Annotated in this window: 15 protein-coding genes and 1 riboswitch; of the genes, 4 read left to right on the forward strand and 11 right to left on the reverse strand. The window is 45.6% G+C overall.

The genetic code is table 11. The features are described 5' to 3' along the window. Both JOC27_RS02790 and JOC27_RS02795 read left to right on the forward strand, forming a co-directional pair. A complete protein-coding gene (locus JOC27_RS02790) occupies positions 1-1140 on the forward strand; it encodes an ABC transporter permease (RefSeq protein WP_205005488.1) in 1140 nt (379 codons plus the stop codon). Next, the gene (locus JOC27_RS02795; protein WP_205005489.1) at positions 1127-2293 is read left to right on the forward strand and encodes an ABC transporter permease; all 1167 of its coding nucleotides are present in this window, start codon (positions 1127-1129) and stop codon (positions 2291-2293) included. Before JOC27_RS02790 ends, JOC27_RS02795 begins: the two co-directional genes overlap by 14 nt. A gap of 69 nt (positions 2294-2362) precedes the next feature. Here the strand turns inward: JOC27_RS02795 and JOC27_RS02800 are convergent, their stop codons facing one another. The 11 genes from JOC27_RS02800 to JOC27_RS02850 form a co-directional block, all read right to left on the reverse strand. Next, positions 2363-4012, reverse strand: coding sequence for an FAD-dependent oxidoreductase (locus JOC27_RS02800; protein WP_205005490.1), 1650 nt, complete (start codon positions 4010-4012; stop codon positions 2363-2365). Positions 4013-4024: 12 nt separating this feature from the next. Beyond that, positions 4025-4327, reverse strand: coding sequence for a rhodanese-like domain-containing protein (locus JOC27_RS02805; protein WP_205005491.1), 303 nt, complete (start codon positions 4325-4327; stop codon positions 4025-4027). Positions 4328-4457: 130 nt separating this feature from the next. Continuing rightward, entirely contained in the window at positions 4458-4775 is a 318-nt protein-coding gene (locus JOC27_RS02810) for a rhodanese-like domain-containing protein (RefSeq protein ID WP_205005492.1), read from the reverse strand. Positions 4776-4827: 52 nt separating this feature from the next. Then, positions 4828-5088, reverse strand: a complete 261-nt coding sequence (locus JOC27_RS02815) for a metal-sensitive transcriptional regulator (RefSeq protein ID WP_205005493.1) — start codon at positions 5086-5088, stop codon at positions 4828-4830. 136 nt (positions 5089-5224) lie between these two features. After that, positions 5225-5998 carry a polysaccharide deacetylase family protein gene (locus tag JOC27_RS02820; protein ID WP_205005494.1) on the reverse strand — a complete coding sequence of 258 codons (774 nt, stop codon included), beginning with the start codon at positions 5996-5998 and terminating at the stop codon, positions 5225-5227. Between the two features lie 315 nt (positions 5999-6313). Then, entirely contained in the window at positions 6314-6799 is a 486-nt protein-coding gene (locus tag JOC27_RS02825) for an S-ribosylhomocysteine lyase (RefSeq protein ID WP_205005495.1), read from the reverse strand. 211 nt (positions 6800-7010) lie between these two features. After that, positions 7011-7119: riboswitch (SAM riboswitch) on the reverse strand. Between the two features lie 128 nt (positions 7120-7247). Next, positions 7248-7832 carry a HutD family protein gene (locus JOC27_RS02830; protein ID WP_205005496.1) on the reverse strand — a complete coding sequence of 195 codons (585 nt, stop codon included), beginning with the start codon at positions 7830-7832 and terminating at the stop codon, positions 7248-7250. Positions 7833-8175: 343 nt separating this feature from the next. After that, positions 8176-8856 (reverse strand): beta-phosphoglucomutase, encoded by a 681-nt coding sequence (gene pgmB / locus JOC27_RS02835; protein ID WP_205005497.1) that lies wholly within the window; start codon positions 8854-8856, stop codon positions 8176-8178. Positions 8857-8869: 13 nt separating this feature from the next. Beyond that, a complete protein-coding gene (locus JOC27_RS02840) occupies positions 8870-9907 on the reverse strand; it encodes an aldose epimerase family protein (protein WP_205005498.1) in 1038 nt (345 codons plus the stop codon). Between the two features lie 44 nt (positions 9908-9951). Beyond that, positions 9952-12222, reverse strand: coding sequence for a glycoside hydrolase family 65 protein (locus tag JOC27_RS02845; protein WP_205005499.1), 2271 nt, complete (start codon positions 12220-12222; stop codon positions 9952-9954). Positions 12223-12357: 135 nt separating this feature from the next. Further along, positions 12358-13338: a LacI family DNA-binding transcriptional regulator gene (locus JOC27_RS02850; protein WP_205005500.1), complete on the reverse strand. Its 981-nt coding sequence runs from the start codon at positions 13336-13338 to the stop codon at positions 12358-12360. Between the two features lie 426 nt (positions 13339-13764). Between JOC27_RS02850 and JOC27_RS02855 the strand changes: the two genes are divergently transcribed. Continuing rightward, complete coding sequence (locus tag JOC27_RS02855) at positions 13765-14424, forward strand: ABC transporter ATP-binding protein (RefSeq protein WP_205005501.1); 660 nt, start codon at positions 13765-13767, stop codon at positions 14422-14424. Further along, positions 14405-15166, forward strand: a complete 762-nt coding sequence (locus tag JOC27_RS02860; RefSeq protein ID WP_205005502.1) for an ABC transporter permease — start codon at positions 14405-14407, stop codon at positions 15164-15166. The genes JOC27_RS02855 and JOC27_RS02860 overlap by 20 nt, the downstream gene beginning before the upstream one ends. The last annotated feature ends 141 nt before the right edge of the window (positions 15167-15307 follow it).

The raw sequence follows: 15307 nt of genomic DNA on the forward strand, positions 1-15307 counted from the left end.
ATGTTTCTCCAACTCTTTCGCTACCGGCTGAAATGCTTGCTTCGCGATCGACTACTTATTTTCTGGACGCTTGTTTTTCCAATCCTATTAGGAACCTTTTTTAATATGGCGTTTATGAATTTGAACAATGATGAGAAGTTCGAACCGATCAGTGCTGCACTCGTCACGGGGGGAGGGGCAAATGACGCAATCTTTGAACAAACGGTTCACCAAATGTCTCTTGGTAAAGACCGGCTCTTTAATCTGAAGACAACAGCCTCGAAACATCAAGCGGATCAATGGCTGAAAAAAGGAAAAATAAAAGGTTATTTTACAGATGGCCCCTTAATCCGGCTTTATGTACAGGAAACGGGAATAAGCCAGAGCATTATGAAAACATTCGCCGATCACTATCGCCAAAACAGCTCAGCCTTTGCCGACATTGCTAAAGCAAATCCTGAGGCGATTCAAAAAGGTCTGCTCGATGATTTGTCACAACAGAGGAACAGCGTCAAAGAAGTGAATACGGGTGGCGCGAAACCAAATAACGTGCTGAATTATTTCTACACGCTGATTGCGATGGCCTGTCTCTACGGCAGTTTTTGGGGCAATAAAGAAGTTTGCGACACGCAGGCCGATTTGTCGTCTCGCGCGGCGCGGCTTAATCTTGCGCCTGTGCATAAACTGAAGCTCTTTTTGGCGGGTTGCTGCGCGGATTTGCTGATTATCTATGGTGAGATTTTAATCTTGCTCGCTTTTCTCCATTTTATCCTTGGTATCGATTTCGGAACGCGGACAGGACTTGTACTGTTGACCGCATGGATTGGCTCGATGCTCGGTTTAACATTCGGCACCTTTGTCAGTGCGATCACGCGAAAAGGCGAAAATTTGAAATTCGCCGTTTTGACGGCGGTGACAATGGCCGGATGCTTTCTCGCTGGAATGATGATTGGCGACATGAAATACTTAGTTGCTGAGTATGTGCCCGCACTTGCCTGGCTGAACCCGGCCAATCTACTCACCGATGCCTTTTACTCCCTCTATTATTATGATTCGCTGAACCGTTATCTGATCAATCTCGCTATGATCGCTGTCTTTACTATTGTCTTCGGTTTCGGAACTTATTTGATGATCAGGAGGCGCAAATATGCCAATCTTTAAACTATGTCTGAAAATCTTCCGGAAAAACTGGTCATCGATTGGTGTTTTCCTGGTTATCTTTGTTTCGCTCAGCTGTATTTTCGCATTTTCTTATTCACAATCCAGCTTATCCAAAGGATTTACACAAGAGCGGGCGAAAGTTGCTTTAATTAGTAAAGAAAAAACGCCACTCACCGAAGGCTTCCGCATGGCACTCGCGAAAAATGCTGATTTTGTCACGTTACCCGATCAAACTGAAAAAATGCAGGACGCACTTTTCTTTCGCAAAGTGACTTATATTCTCGTGATTCCTAAAGGTTTTACAAAAGATGCTCTAAACGACGGCACCATGAAGATGGAAAAACGGGTAGTACCTGGATCAGCCGAAAATGCCTATATTGATAGTATTGTACGCCAATACTGGCATCTGGCTACCGTTTACGCTGCGCACGAGCCGAATCTCAGCGAAACGCAGATTGCTGATCATGTGAAGCGTGATCTATCCACGAGTACACCCGTCGTGATGCACGACCAACACGCGGCAAGCGCGGACAGTAATTTTATCACCGGTTATTTCAATTTTGTCGCCTATGGTTTAACGATTGTCATGATCGTTGGAATCGCTGCTGTTTTCATTGTGCTGAATAGACAGGACATCAACCGGCGGATCATTTGCTCACCGATTCATTCAATTAGCGTCAATTTGCAAATTTTTTTGGCTATTATTATATTTGCGCTCTTCTGCTGGACTGGTTTTTCTGGACTGGGCATCTTTCTGAATTTAAAAAATCAAATAACAGCCCCAATCGGCTATTATCTATTGAACTCAGTTGTTTTTACGTTGTGTCTCTCAAGCATCAGTTATTTAATCGGAAATCTTGTCAGCAATCGTCAGGCGCTTTCGGCAATCGCAAACGTCATCGGGCTCGGCAGTGCCTTTCTCAGCGGTGCATTCGTACCTCAGGAATTAATGAATCAAACCGTCCTGAAAATTGCCAGCTTTACACCCACTTATTGGTATGTGACCGCTAATAATCGAATCGCAGGGTTGGGTGCTGGAAATTGGGCGGAAACAAAATCAATCCTCAATGATATGGCTATCGTCCTAGCGTTCGCTGTCGCCTTTCTAATTCTTTCACTTGTTATCGGCAAACGCCGCCGCATGTATGCATGACACGTACTTCTAAATATCGTTAAAAGCCAGCGGTATACGGATATTTTCCGTGCGCCGCTGGCTTTTTGTTTACAAAACAACTTTGTCTGGAAATACAGTTTTATAGAGTTTGTAGCCACCGTCCAGATTGCTTACCTGGAATCCTTTTTGCGTCAGAATTCGCGCCGCCAGGTAGCCACGCAAACCGACTTGGCAAGTAACAATCAGCAGACGATCATCCGGCAATTCACCAAGCCGTGCCCGCAGACTGTCGAGCGGCAGATTCACAGACTGCGGAATATGACCATGGGTGTATTCGTTTTCCGTCCGTACATCAACGAGCATGGCTCCCTCTTTTACAAGGTGATCGACTTCATTCCACTGAATAGATGCCACCGCATGATCGAGCAGATTTTCCGCTGCATAGCCAATCAAGTTGACAGGTGCTTTTGCCGAATTAAACGGTGGCGCATAGGCCAGTTCGAGCTCTGTCAAATCAGAGACTGTCATCCCTGCTTTAATCGCGGTCGACAAGACGTCAATCGTTTTATCCACGCCTTTCTCGCCAACGGCCTGGGCACCGAAGAGGCGCCCATTTTCTGGATCAAAGAGAAGCTTCAGTGTCATCTGCCTGCTGCCCGGATAATAGGACGCATGGTCCGGTGGGCTTGTGTGAATCGCCTGATAGGCGGTTCCGGCGTGACGCAATTGTTTTTCGTTCAACCCTGTCACTGCCGCAGCCAAATCAAAGGCTTTCACAATCGATGTACCGAGTGTTCCCTTGTACGTCCGCGTCAGTCCAGCAATCCTGTCGGCAACCATGCGTCCTTGACGATTGGCTGGCGAAGCGAGCGGAATCACAGTCAGTGCGCCGCTAACCAATTGTTTGACAGCAATTGCGTCGCCAATCGCGTATATAGCCGAATCACTCGTTTCCAGTTGATCATTAACGAGAATTGCCTTGCGTTCACCCAATTCCAGACCGGCATGTTCCGCAAGTCCCGATTCTGGCACCACGCCCACCGACAAGAGGACAAGGTCAGCCGCTTGCCGTGAGCCGTCATCGAGCACAAGCTTCGTTCCGTGTTCTTCAAAGGCTGTGACTGTTTTTCCTTTCCGTATCATGACACCATTTTCTTTGATCACAGCTTCAATCGGTGCAGCCATTTCCGGATCAAGTGGCGGCAAAATTTGACGGTCCCGTTCAATAACTGTCACTTGTATCCCGCGTGCCGCTAGATTTTCTGCCATTTCAATACCGATAAATCCCGCGCCGATAATCGATGCTTTCTGAACATCATTATTCTCGATGAACGAAACGATTGCTGCCGCATCCGGCACATCACGCAATGTGAACAGATTTTCAGCCTGCTCAATCCCTTTAATCGGTGGACGCATCGGCCGCGCGCCGGTTGATAGAATCAAACGGTCATACGTCTCTTCATAATCTTTCCCCTGATGATTGATCCTCACTTTCTTCTCTTTGCGATCAATCGCTAGCACTTCACTATTCGTCCGAACATCAAGATTAAAGCGCTGATGCAATTTTTCCGGTGTCTGTACGAGAAGCTTCGATTGGTCTTCAATTGTCCCGCCGATATAATATGGAAGTCCGCAATTAGCAAATGAAACATGGGGGCCGCGTTCTAAAACGATGATCGCCGCGTCTTCGATCAGACGGCGTAGACGTGTTGCTGCCGACATACCGCCGGCAACACCGCCAACAATAACAATTTTCATCCTAGCCCCTCCTTAGGCGATGACTTCTCCAGCCCAGTTCATCATACCGCCACTCATATTTCTCACGTGAAACCCGTTCGCTGCGAGAATCGAAGCTGCCAGCGCACTGCGTTGCCCGGACAGGCAAACAATAATATGTTCTTCCGCTGCATTGATTTCGCTCATCCGTGACTGAATCCAGTTTACTGGAATATTGACAGCGCCATTGATGTGACCATCGGCAAACTCGCTCGGCTCACGAACATCAATAATGCTGATTCCACTCTTTTCATTGACAAGACGTTCAACTTCTTCTGGACTGATTTCTTCAAACATGTTGTTTCCCCCTTATTTAATAGACGCATATGTCTGATGCAAGTAACACGCAATTGTACTGTTTGAGGATAAGCGCATCGGTCTTGATGCTAATGATCCCTTGCAGTCGGCAAAAATCATTCCTAAATGATTAATACCAGCGATTCATCCCGCCTTGAACATTTGTGACATTTGGATAACCGGCTTTAACAAGCATTTTGCAAGCCATTGAACTGCGCATGCCGCTCTGGCAAATCACAACGATCTCCTTATCCTTCGGTATTTTCGCCAGCTTACCGCCAAGCGATTGAAGTGGAATATTAGTAAAGACCGGTATCGACTGCCTACTGAACTCACCCGAAGTCCGAACGTCTAAAAAGAATTTTCCTTTTCGATTGTTCAAATAATTCGCCTTCAAATCAGCAGTACGAATCTTTTTGTAAGGTGATTTAAATATGAGCCAACCCATTTTCTCGCTCTCCCATACCCCGTTGGGTATTTATTTTAATAAAAAAAATAAGTCATCTGCTGCGGACGAGCATTTTCACTGCTTCGTTAATCAATTCTTCCGTCGAACCACCACTTTCAATCTGTTTGCGAAGACAAGCCTCGAGATTACTGCCAACGACCAGACCAAGCGCTCGATCCATAGCCGTTCGTGCCGCCGTCATCTGCATCACAATCTGCTGACAGTCCTCGCCTTCGTCCATCATCCGTAAAACTCCGCGTATCTGCCCGTCAATTCGTTTCAATCGATTCTTCATTTGCGGCGTATAATTCATTAAAGCGCCTCCTTAATACCCCTATGGGTATAATTATAGGGCTAATTCGATCGATTGTCAATTCAAGCCATTGCTTCTTTTTGATCAACGCGTTGTTTCAATGACCGTCCAAATAGCCATCAACCATCAAAAGTCCTCACTGCAATCGAAACTGAAGCGGGTGCATGGACGGGGTAATCGCCCGCATCTCATAATGGCGATCGTGAAGGTACTTCAAAAGCGGTTCAATCGCCCGCACTGTCGTCGGCATATCATGGAGCAGGATAACAGGCGTCTCTTTTTGTTTTTCCAGTTGCTGGACTTTCTGAATCGTCCGTGTATTAAAACGCCAGTTCTGCAAGCGCCAATCCTGACTGTCAATATTCCAATCCCACATGATGAACCCCTGCTCAACCATTGCCTTTCTATATTTTAGTTTCATAAATGGTGAACTTCCGTACGGCGTGCGAATGAATCGTGCCTGGACCTGTGCCACTTGCTGCAGCGCCTTCTGAGCCGTTGTCATCTCCTGAATTACCGACTTTTTCGAACGATAAAGTTTTCTAAAGTTATGCGAAACACCATGAAGTCCGAGCGCAAACCCCTCGTCGCGCATCCGCCGCACACTTTGCGGATATTTTAAAATACTCGGTTGTAACATAAAAAAAGTAGCTTTTGCATGAAACCTATCGAGTAGGTCGAGCAACTGCTCCGTCATCGGTGATGGGCCGTCGTCAAACGTAAGGTAAACTATTTTTTCATTTGAACGATGCGTCGTCATACGGTAGATTGGATCCGGAGACAGTGCATGAGGGAGCGAAAATGGATCGCTAGTTTCTGCCTGTACGGCGCGGGATTGGCCCCAAAAAGCGATCAGAAAAACAACAGTCACAAATAGAAAAAAAAATTGACGGCTTCTCTTTTTGTTCATAACAAAAGCGCATCCCCTTCCTCATTCCATCTATTAGGGATGCCCGATCTACAGGAGAAATATCAGTGCTTTTTCAGCGCATCCCCAAAAAGATCGGTCCATATTTGTAGTAAACACGCTTCAGGCGCATGCTTTGGGTTAGAGCCAACTAACGAAAGAAGCACTCAATTAACGAACGACGCGGCTGCGCCTCAGTATTTCTTAATTCTGCTTCGATCTTATACAATTCAAGCGCATAAAAAAACCTGTCTGGCGACAGGCTCTATTTGTGGCTATTATAGCTAAACGTTTTTCATTGTTGCTTAAATATGACAATTACAAAGATTCACTGACCACTTTGCGGACAAAAGGATCGGAGCTGATTCCTTCATCAAGAATTTTTTTCGCCCATTCTTTCGCCGAGAAAAGCGAGTGATCACGATAATTGCCGCAGCTGACAAGTGTTGTCCCCTGAACATCTTCCCACTTTGCCGGGCCGGCAATGAATTCAAGCGAGCCCTTCAAAGCCTTGGCAACCGTAACAGTGTCATGCGACCCCCACATGATCAGATGAAACCCGGTGCGGCAGCCGAATGGTGAGCAATCAATCACGCCATCCAACCGATCCCGCAACAGACTTGCCAGCATATGCTCAATCGTATGCAATCCTGCAGTCGGGATCGCATTCGCATTAGGCTGTACAAAGCGCAAATCAAAATTTTGAATCTGATCACCCTGAGGACCTTGCTCGCTCGCAATCAAGCGGACATACGGTGCAATTACTTTCGTGTGATCCAACGTGAAACTCTCAACTTCAGCCATAAAAAAAACCTCCTTAATCAGATAAGAAATTCAATCTATTCGAATCTTACGCTTTTAGTGTATAAAGAAGGAACACGCCAAAAAGATGAGATAAACCTGGCGTAGCCAAGTACTTTGCACACAATGGCAAGCCTTAGTTTTCCTTATACTTAAATCCCTTTGAAATCTTCATACTTTCTTAAGCATATCAAGAAGGCCTGTTCAAAATGCCTTCTCATCTTCTGAGCGACTCACGCACTCCTGTAATTGACACCATGCATTTCAATGAATGCTGGTTGTCGGGTTCATTGGGCCAGTCCCTCCACCACTCTCGATAAGAATCACTTTATTCACTTTCTTTTTCATTATATAACCCGATTAAATTCAGGTCAATTTCAATTTATTAAAACCATATCTGTTTAGTTGGTTTTTCAACTATCTCTAGCGTGTTTGATAGATACTAATTTTTTTAACCCTTTTCCAGACCGAGTTTTATAAGTTTAAACGATGATTGAGAACAGCTAATTGAAAAAGCGAGTGGATGGTCTGATTTCAGCAATAAAAAATCCCCCGTATTCAAAACGAAAGAGAAGTCATGCGACGTGCTCGTTATCGTGATCGCCTCGCTCAATACATAAAAGCCTGTGAATAGACAGCTACTTGTCATGGTTCCGCTATCCCTGATCAGATCGACTCTCGCTTGCCAGCCTTCCTTTTGATTCACCATGATATTAAAATCCCGGCACTTGCCGACAGATTCTGTCGCCCAGCCACCATCAAATGGCGCCAGTTCAAACGGATCCAGTTCTTTTACCCCGTGCCCTTCATGAATCAACGTGATGGGTTGGTCAAGCGGCATCAGATAGCGATAGAATCCAGAAAGGCTTGAGAATTGAGAACGTTGCTGCGCCACAGTTGCCGAAGAGATCCGGAAGTCAAACAGTCTATCCGCATAACTGCCTGTTTCAGGGTAGATAAAAAATTCTGTCGTCTCGCCGCCGGTCCAACGGCTTGTATGACACGATCCGTTTCGTTTCAGCCATAATTGTTCCACTGCTCCTCACTCGCTTCCTTGTCCACTCGGCTGAGTACGCCGATATGATGTGAATAAAATAATTAATTTTTTTATTTTTATTGATGATTATATTAATCACATCATTTTCTGTCAATCGCATCGTCCGAATGGTTGCAGGATAAGTCGCGGGTATTAGAAAAACTTAGAACAAAAAGCTTTTTTCAATAGTTGCGCTCCGGTCGTTCCCAAGAGGCGCCGAACGCCTTCGCTTGTAAAATCATATACATTCTTGCCGTATAATATGGAGGGTTCTGTTTAAAACCAAAAGTTTTTCTCTTTTTTCATTCACATGTCCTTTTTGAAAGTTTCGTTGCTTTCTTGATTATGCGATCGATTGCATCGCTCGTTTGATAGCTGCAAGTGTCAATTCTTTTGTCGCTGTAAAATGAATCGCCGCTTCTCGTAATGTCTCCGCATCGCCGATTCCAATTGATAGCTCGCCGGCTGCGTTAATCGCTTGAATACCAGCTGAAGCATCTTCTATCCCGATGCATGCGTCAGGCTTCAGACTGAGCTGCTCAGCCGCACGCAGGAAAATTTCCGGATCAGGCTTACCTTTTGATAATTTGGCTGGATCAACAATATTTGCGAAATACTTAGCCAGATTTAATTTTTCGAGCACCTTGGGTGAATTTTTCGATGCGGAGGCCAGACTGATTTTATAGTCATGTGCCATCAATTCCTCAAGGAAATCTGTAATGCCCGGCAAAATATCTGCGTCAGTCATCTGCTCCAGACACGCCAGATAATTGCTATTTTTCTTGGCAGCGAGTCGCTCCTTGTCTGCATCGCTGTAGCCATTTGTTTTCCCACCAGCGTCCAATATCATTTCCAGTGAATCCATACGACTGATTCCTTTCAAACGTTCGGCAAGTGTCGCTGTCCAAGGAACGCCTAATTCATCGGCGAGTTCGCGCCAGGCACGGCTGTGGTATTTAGAGGTCAACGTGATCACACCGTCTAAGTCAAAGATAAATCCTTTTATCTTCTGAAAATCGACCATTTCTTTTCCCCCCTTATATCGCCTGAAACCGATAACGCACCGTATAGGTCTTAGTCACCCCTGCTTGTAAAATAATTGAGCCGAATGCCGGATGATGTACCGCATCCGGTAGCGTCTGTGCCTCAATCGCCAGCGCGTTGAATGGATGATCGGCTTCCCACCCTTTTGATTGACCAAACGCATCTGGATTCGCGGTAAAGACAACAACCGAATTACGATCGGTGGTCACACTAATTTGCCGATGCGCGGCTCTATTTAGAAGCACGACAGCCGGCTGATCACCGCCAGTAAGTTCGAAGGCATCGTCAAATTGCCCGCGCCCTGAGTCCTTGTGCAGCATTTTCAAAGCGTCACCCAAAATCCGTGGTCGAGAAAAATCAAACGCTGTCCCGCTGTTTTCAATGAAATGACCCGTCGGCAATTTCTGTTGATCAACTTCAAGATGCCGACTGCTCCGAATCATCAGCTGATGGTCGAGAATACTCTCTTGGGCATCACCAAGATTAAAATAGACATGTGTCATCGGATCAAAGAGCGTTGGTGCGTCACTCGCTCCGCTGAACTGAATCACAACTTCGTCAGAATTTGTTAGTGTATAGGTAATCTGAGCGTTCAATGTTCCTGGAAATCCGTCATCCTGGGGCGAAAACATACGGTGAAAAACCACACGGACGAAGTCGCGCTGCTGCTCTGTGACCGCCTGCCAATTCCAAGCAGAAAAGCCGCCGGAACCCCCATGAATCAAGTTCTCTCTTTCATTGGCCGGCACACGATAGGTCGCTGCGCCAATCGTGAAACAGCCGTCCTTTATTCGTCCGCCGACCGGGCCAATAGAATGCCCAACATGAAAAGGATTGGTCACATACTGACACCAATCTTTGAATTGAAAAAGCAGCGCGTGCCGTTCTCCATTTGCGTCGCTCACAAGAAAATTTTTCCATGCTGCGGCTGCAGACAGGCAAACAATCGATGACCCGCGATCATTGGTCAATGTGAATTGCCTGACCGGAGCGCCGTTCATCGTGCCCAACACTTTTTGCGATAAATCCATCAGCAATACCTTCTTATGAAAAAGTTGCACCTCGTACAAATGATTCAAGCTTTGACCGGATCCGAACCGAGTGGCACACTTCTTCCATTGACGAAAACAGTCAATGCTTCACCCGAAATTAAAGTCAGGATAGCGCCCTCTTTAGCAACTGCTACGTCAATAATCCGATTGCGAAAATTGATTCTAAATTGATAGCGCTGCCATTTTCTAGGTAAGAATGGCCGAAAATGGAGTTGTTCGCTTCGTACACGCATCCCTGCGAAGCCTTGGACAATCGCTAGCCAGCTACCCGTCATCGACGTGATATGCAAACCGTCAGACGTATCGTTATTATAATTATCCAAGTCCAAACGCGACGTCCGTTCGTACATTTCAACTGCCTTGTCTTCATACTTCAAATCAGCTGCCAAAATCGCGTGAATTGAAGCCGACAGACTGGATTCATGAACCGTCAGCGGCTCATAGAAATCGAAATTAGCCTTCTTCTGTTCCGGCGTGAACTCATCGATAAAATCCCAAATGCCTTGCAGTACATCTCCCTGCTTGATATAGCAGGAGCGAAGAATTTTATCCCAAGACCAATGCTGATTGAGTGGCAGCTGATCGAGTGGTAAATCACGCACTGGCTTTAACTCTTTATCGAGAAAATCATCATCCTGAACGAAGATACCAAGCGTTTTATCTTCCGGCAAATACATTTTGTCTGCAATCTCGCGCCACTTCTGCTTCTCCCATTCAGAAACAGCTAATCTTTCGGCTTGGTCGGGCGACACTTGATCGAGAATCTTCAATGTGTAATTCAATGTCCACTTTGCCAGATAATTCGTGTACCAATTATTGTTCACATTGTTCTGATATTCGTCAGGTCCAGTGACCCCATGGATCATATAGCGGCCCTTTCGCGCTGAAAAGTGGACACGATCTGCCCAAAAACGAGCTATTTCCGTCAGAACCTTGCTGCCTTCATGGAGGACATACGATCGATCGCCGGTATAGCGCGTATAGTTATAAATCGCAAAAGCGATGTCGCCATTGCGGTGAATTTCTTCAAAAGTAATCTCCCATTCGTTGTGGCATTCAATGCCGTTGAACGTGACCATTGGGAATAAGGCGCCCTTCAGTCCTTGCTGCTTTGCGTTGATAAAGGCACCATCCAACTGTATATAGCGATACATCAGCAAATTCCGCGTTACTGATGAATCGGTGACACCTAGATACATTGGGAGTGCGAAAGCTTCAGTATCCCAATACGTGGCGCCGCCATATTTTTCACCAGTAAAACCCTTCGGTCCAATGTTGAGTCGATCATCTTCGCCGTAATAGGTGGAAAATAATTGAAACAAGTTGAAACGGATTCCTTGCTGCGCGGCATCGTCACCATGAATCGTCACGTCGGACTTTTCCCAACGATTGTGCCAAACTTGTGTATGCGCTGCTCTCAATTCATCCAAAGATTGGCTCTTTAAAGGATTGGAAAGCTGATGCATGGCTTCGGTTAATCGCGACCGATCGGCGTAATCACGCGACGTGACCACGATGACACGCTTTTCAAAAAAAGCACAGCCGCCCGGTTCCAATTCTTTGCTGAATTGATTCTGAACCGCTAGCGGCAGCCCGCCCATTTCTTCAGCAGCTAAATCGGTCACATGGATCATCTGATTCCCAACGATGAAACGCGGGGTGCCGAATGGATTTTCTTTTGTGCTAGCAGTCAACTCGCCACTCGTTCGATTCTGTGTTTTATCTAAGACCATCCAGAAAGATTCACCGTAATTGGCATCTTCATTATGCACCGCCGCATCGATCTGTGTGTTCACGCTTACCTTGAAAGCCGCGTTGCCAACATTTTCAAATCGATAACCAGCGACAAACAATTCTTTCTGCGCGGCGCTAACAAAACGCTCAATCGACACCTTTAGTTGCGCTTGACCTTTCGTCACGATAAAGGAACGCTTCAAAATCGCCTGTCGCATATCAAGGGAAAGGCTGAAATCTCGGATGACGTCTGTCGCCAGATCCACGGGTTCGTCATTAAGACGCAGATTGGTTTTGATGAAATTCACAGCATTGATCACTTTGCCGAAATAATTCGGGTAGCCATTTTTCCACCAGCCAACCCGCGTTTTATCGGGGAACCAGACGCCGCCGATATAGATGCCCCGCAGCGTATCGCTGCTGTAGTCCTCCTCAAAAAAACCTCTCATCCCCATATAACCGTTTCCGATACTCGTCATACTTTCCTGAAGCCGTTTATTTTTTTTATCAAACTGGCGCGTTCGCACTTCCCATGGATCGATTTCAAAAATTCGTTGCATCGCGACTCCCCCTCTCCCTTTATATCTATTCCTTCTCTGTTAAGAATAGATGCAACCGGTTGCATCGTCAAGCCATAAATAAAGCGTTTTCATTAATTTCTACGTCTTTTTCGTTAAGCTTCAAATGAAACCAAGCTATCTGATAACTAATTTATAAGGAACAATTATCTTTGCTGCTGGCTCACTTCGGTCATGAGCGCGCATCTGTAGCATCAATTGCGCAGCCGCGCGGCCAAGCCTTTTCGGATAAATCTGTACCGTACTGATTTTCGGTTCAGCAAGTTCCGCGAATAACGAGTCATTAAAACCCATCAATTTAATCTGTCTATCTGGTGCAACGCGTTGCACCGCTTTTTGAACGAGAAAAGCCAAAATATCATCGCTAGCAAGTATCGCGGATACCTCCGAATGATTCTGCAGAAAACCGCGGATCGCTTTGTCGTCCACTTCATCCTCAAACAACAAATCGTAACCATAAAGTGTGTGACGACGTAATGCTTCATGAAAACCAATCAGACGATCGGTCTGCACAAGCCGACTTGAACTCGTGTAAGCATAACCAATGGTTCGGTGACCTTGACGAATCAGCACCTCTGTTGCATCCAATCCGGCACTGACATTATCATTATCTACATAAGGAATACGATTCGCATCTCTGTAAGGTTTACCAATTAATGTATAGTCAACCTTTCGCTCTTGCAAATAGCTCAAAATCGGATCATCTTCACTTGAGTAGAGCAATATAAATTGATTAATTCGGCTGTTATCAATCATCATTTTTATATTTTGCAACAGTTCTTCAACGGTATTGCCAATGGCGACCGTCACAAAAATCTGCTGCGGATTGACCACTTGGTTAATGCCCTCAATTAATTCAATATAAAATGGATTTTTATGTAAATCGCCTTTATCCACGGGGAAGACAATGCCAATTGTGTTGTTCACGTTCGTTGCGAGATTATGTGCAGTGAAATTCGGCGTATAATTCAATTTTTCTGCAATGCGCTTCACCTTTTCACGGGTAGCCATGCTGATCAACGGACTATTACGCAAGGCTCGTGACGCAGTCGAAGCGGAGACGCCAGCCTGTTTCGCCACATCGCGAATCGTTACCAATGACAAATCCCCCCATCAATATGTCTTTATTATAACATTGACCTTATTCCAATTTAATGTTGTTTGCCTGATCTTTATTTTGCAACAAATGCGCTTCGGCTGCTCGCTTGCCGCGGGCGATCCATGAGCCTCCTCAGACAAGCGAGAATCTGCGGGGTCTCACTTGGCTCGCTTTTCCCGCAGGCGTCTCGCGCCTTCGCTCCTTTTTACGCAAAAAAACTCATCTTATCTTTTTAGAAAAACAAGTCTTTGCCTGATCTTTTTTTTTTCAACAAGTGCGCTTCGACTGCTCGCTTGCCGCGGGCACTTCACACAATATGGAATAATTTGTCGAAAAATAAAACAATCAGTATAAATCTCGTCTTGAATTGTTATAAAATAAACTTGCCATTGTTTTTCAATCTAATTCAAGTAGTGGAGGCTTCTATGCCCTTATTAACATTAAATGATGCCGGATTCTCGCGCAAAGACATCGATCTCTCACACATCAGTTTTTCTGTTGACAAAGGAGAGCATGTTACGATTACCGGACCTTCCGGAAGCGGGAAAAGCACGCTTCTAAAACTCGTTGCGGGATTAATTCCGCTTTCTTCCGGAGAAATTATCTTTCAAGAAAAAAATATCCATACGTACGACCCGATCAACTATAGAAAAGAAGTTTCCTATTGCTATCAAAATCCTGTTCTGTTCGGCGAAACGGTCAGAGATAATTTAGCCTTTCCCTATCAGATACGAAAGGAATCCTTTAATCCGAGTCATGCGGCACGCTTGCTTGAAGCAGTCGGTTTGAATTCTGGCTTTCTGGATACGCTTGTGAAAAATCTATCCGGCGGAGAGAAACAAAGAATTGGTCTTTTGCGTCACCTGCTTTTTACACCGAAAATTCTGCTTCTCGACGAAATAACCAGTGCTTTGGACAATCAAAGTCGTACGCTCGTCCGGAAATTGGTCACAGATATAAACCTCAATCAAGGTGTCGCTATCCTCGAAGTGACACACAATGATCAGGAAATCGCCAATGCCAGCCGTTTAATCACAATTTCTCACGGAAGGATGGCCGGATCAAATGAGCCAATTATCGGTTAACGCAGCCTCGCTAATCTTCTCATTTTCACTCGTCCTTGTTGCCTTGGCGATTGCGTACAAAGAACGACTCGGGTTGGAAAAAGATATTATCTACAGTGTAATCCGTGCAGTGATTCAATTAATTATCGTTGGCTTTCTATTAAAATATATTTTCAATGCGAATCAAATGATTTTAACTCTATCCTGCGTCCTGATTATCTATTTTAATGCCGCCTGGAACGCCGCCGGACGGATGAAAAACCTGCCAGGGGCTCTGCTGCTTTCTTTTCTTGCGATTTTCAGCAGTACAACGCTCACACTCTGTCTTTTGCTCACCACAGGATCGCTGCGCTTTATTCCCTCCCAGGTGATTCCAATTACTGGGATGATCGCCAGCAACTCAATGATTGCGATCGGACTTTCCTATCGGCATCTGTCGGCGAGTTTTCGCGATCAGCGTCAGCAAATATTGGAAAAGTTGGCGCTCGGAGCAACCATTCGCCAAGCCTCGCATTTAATCATCCGTGCCAGCATAAAAACGGGCATGTCGCCGACGATTGATTCGGCAAAAACGGTAGGCATTGTCAGTCTGCCCGGCATGATGTCAGGGCTGATCTTTGCCGGCGTTGATCCGGTTCGGGCGATCGGTTATCAAATAATGGTTACTTTTATGCTTCTCTCAGCAACAAGTATCGCATCAATGATCGCCTGCTATTTTGCTTACAATAAATTTTTCACCAAACAGAAACAGCTCAGAGAGTAAGAATTCCAATCACATTGACTCAGAAAGACTTGGCTTAGCCAAGTCTTTTTTTGCATTATATGCACTTCGGTTGCTCGCTTGCCGCGGGCGCCGCGCGTCTCCTCGGACAAGCGAGATCTGCGGGGGTCACTTGGCAAAAAA

The organism is Sporolactobacillus spathodeae, from assembly GCF_016908935.1.
GTDB lineage: Bacteria > Bacillota > Bacilli > Bacillales > Sporolactobacillaceae > Sporolactobacillus > Sporolactobacillus spathodeae.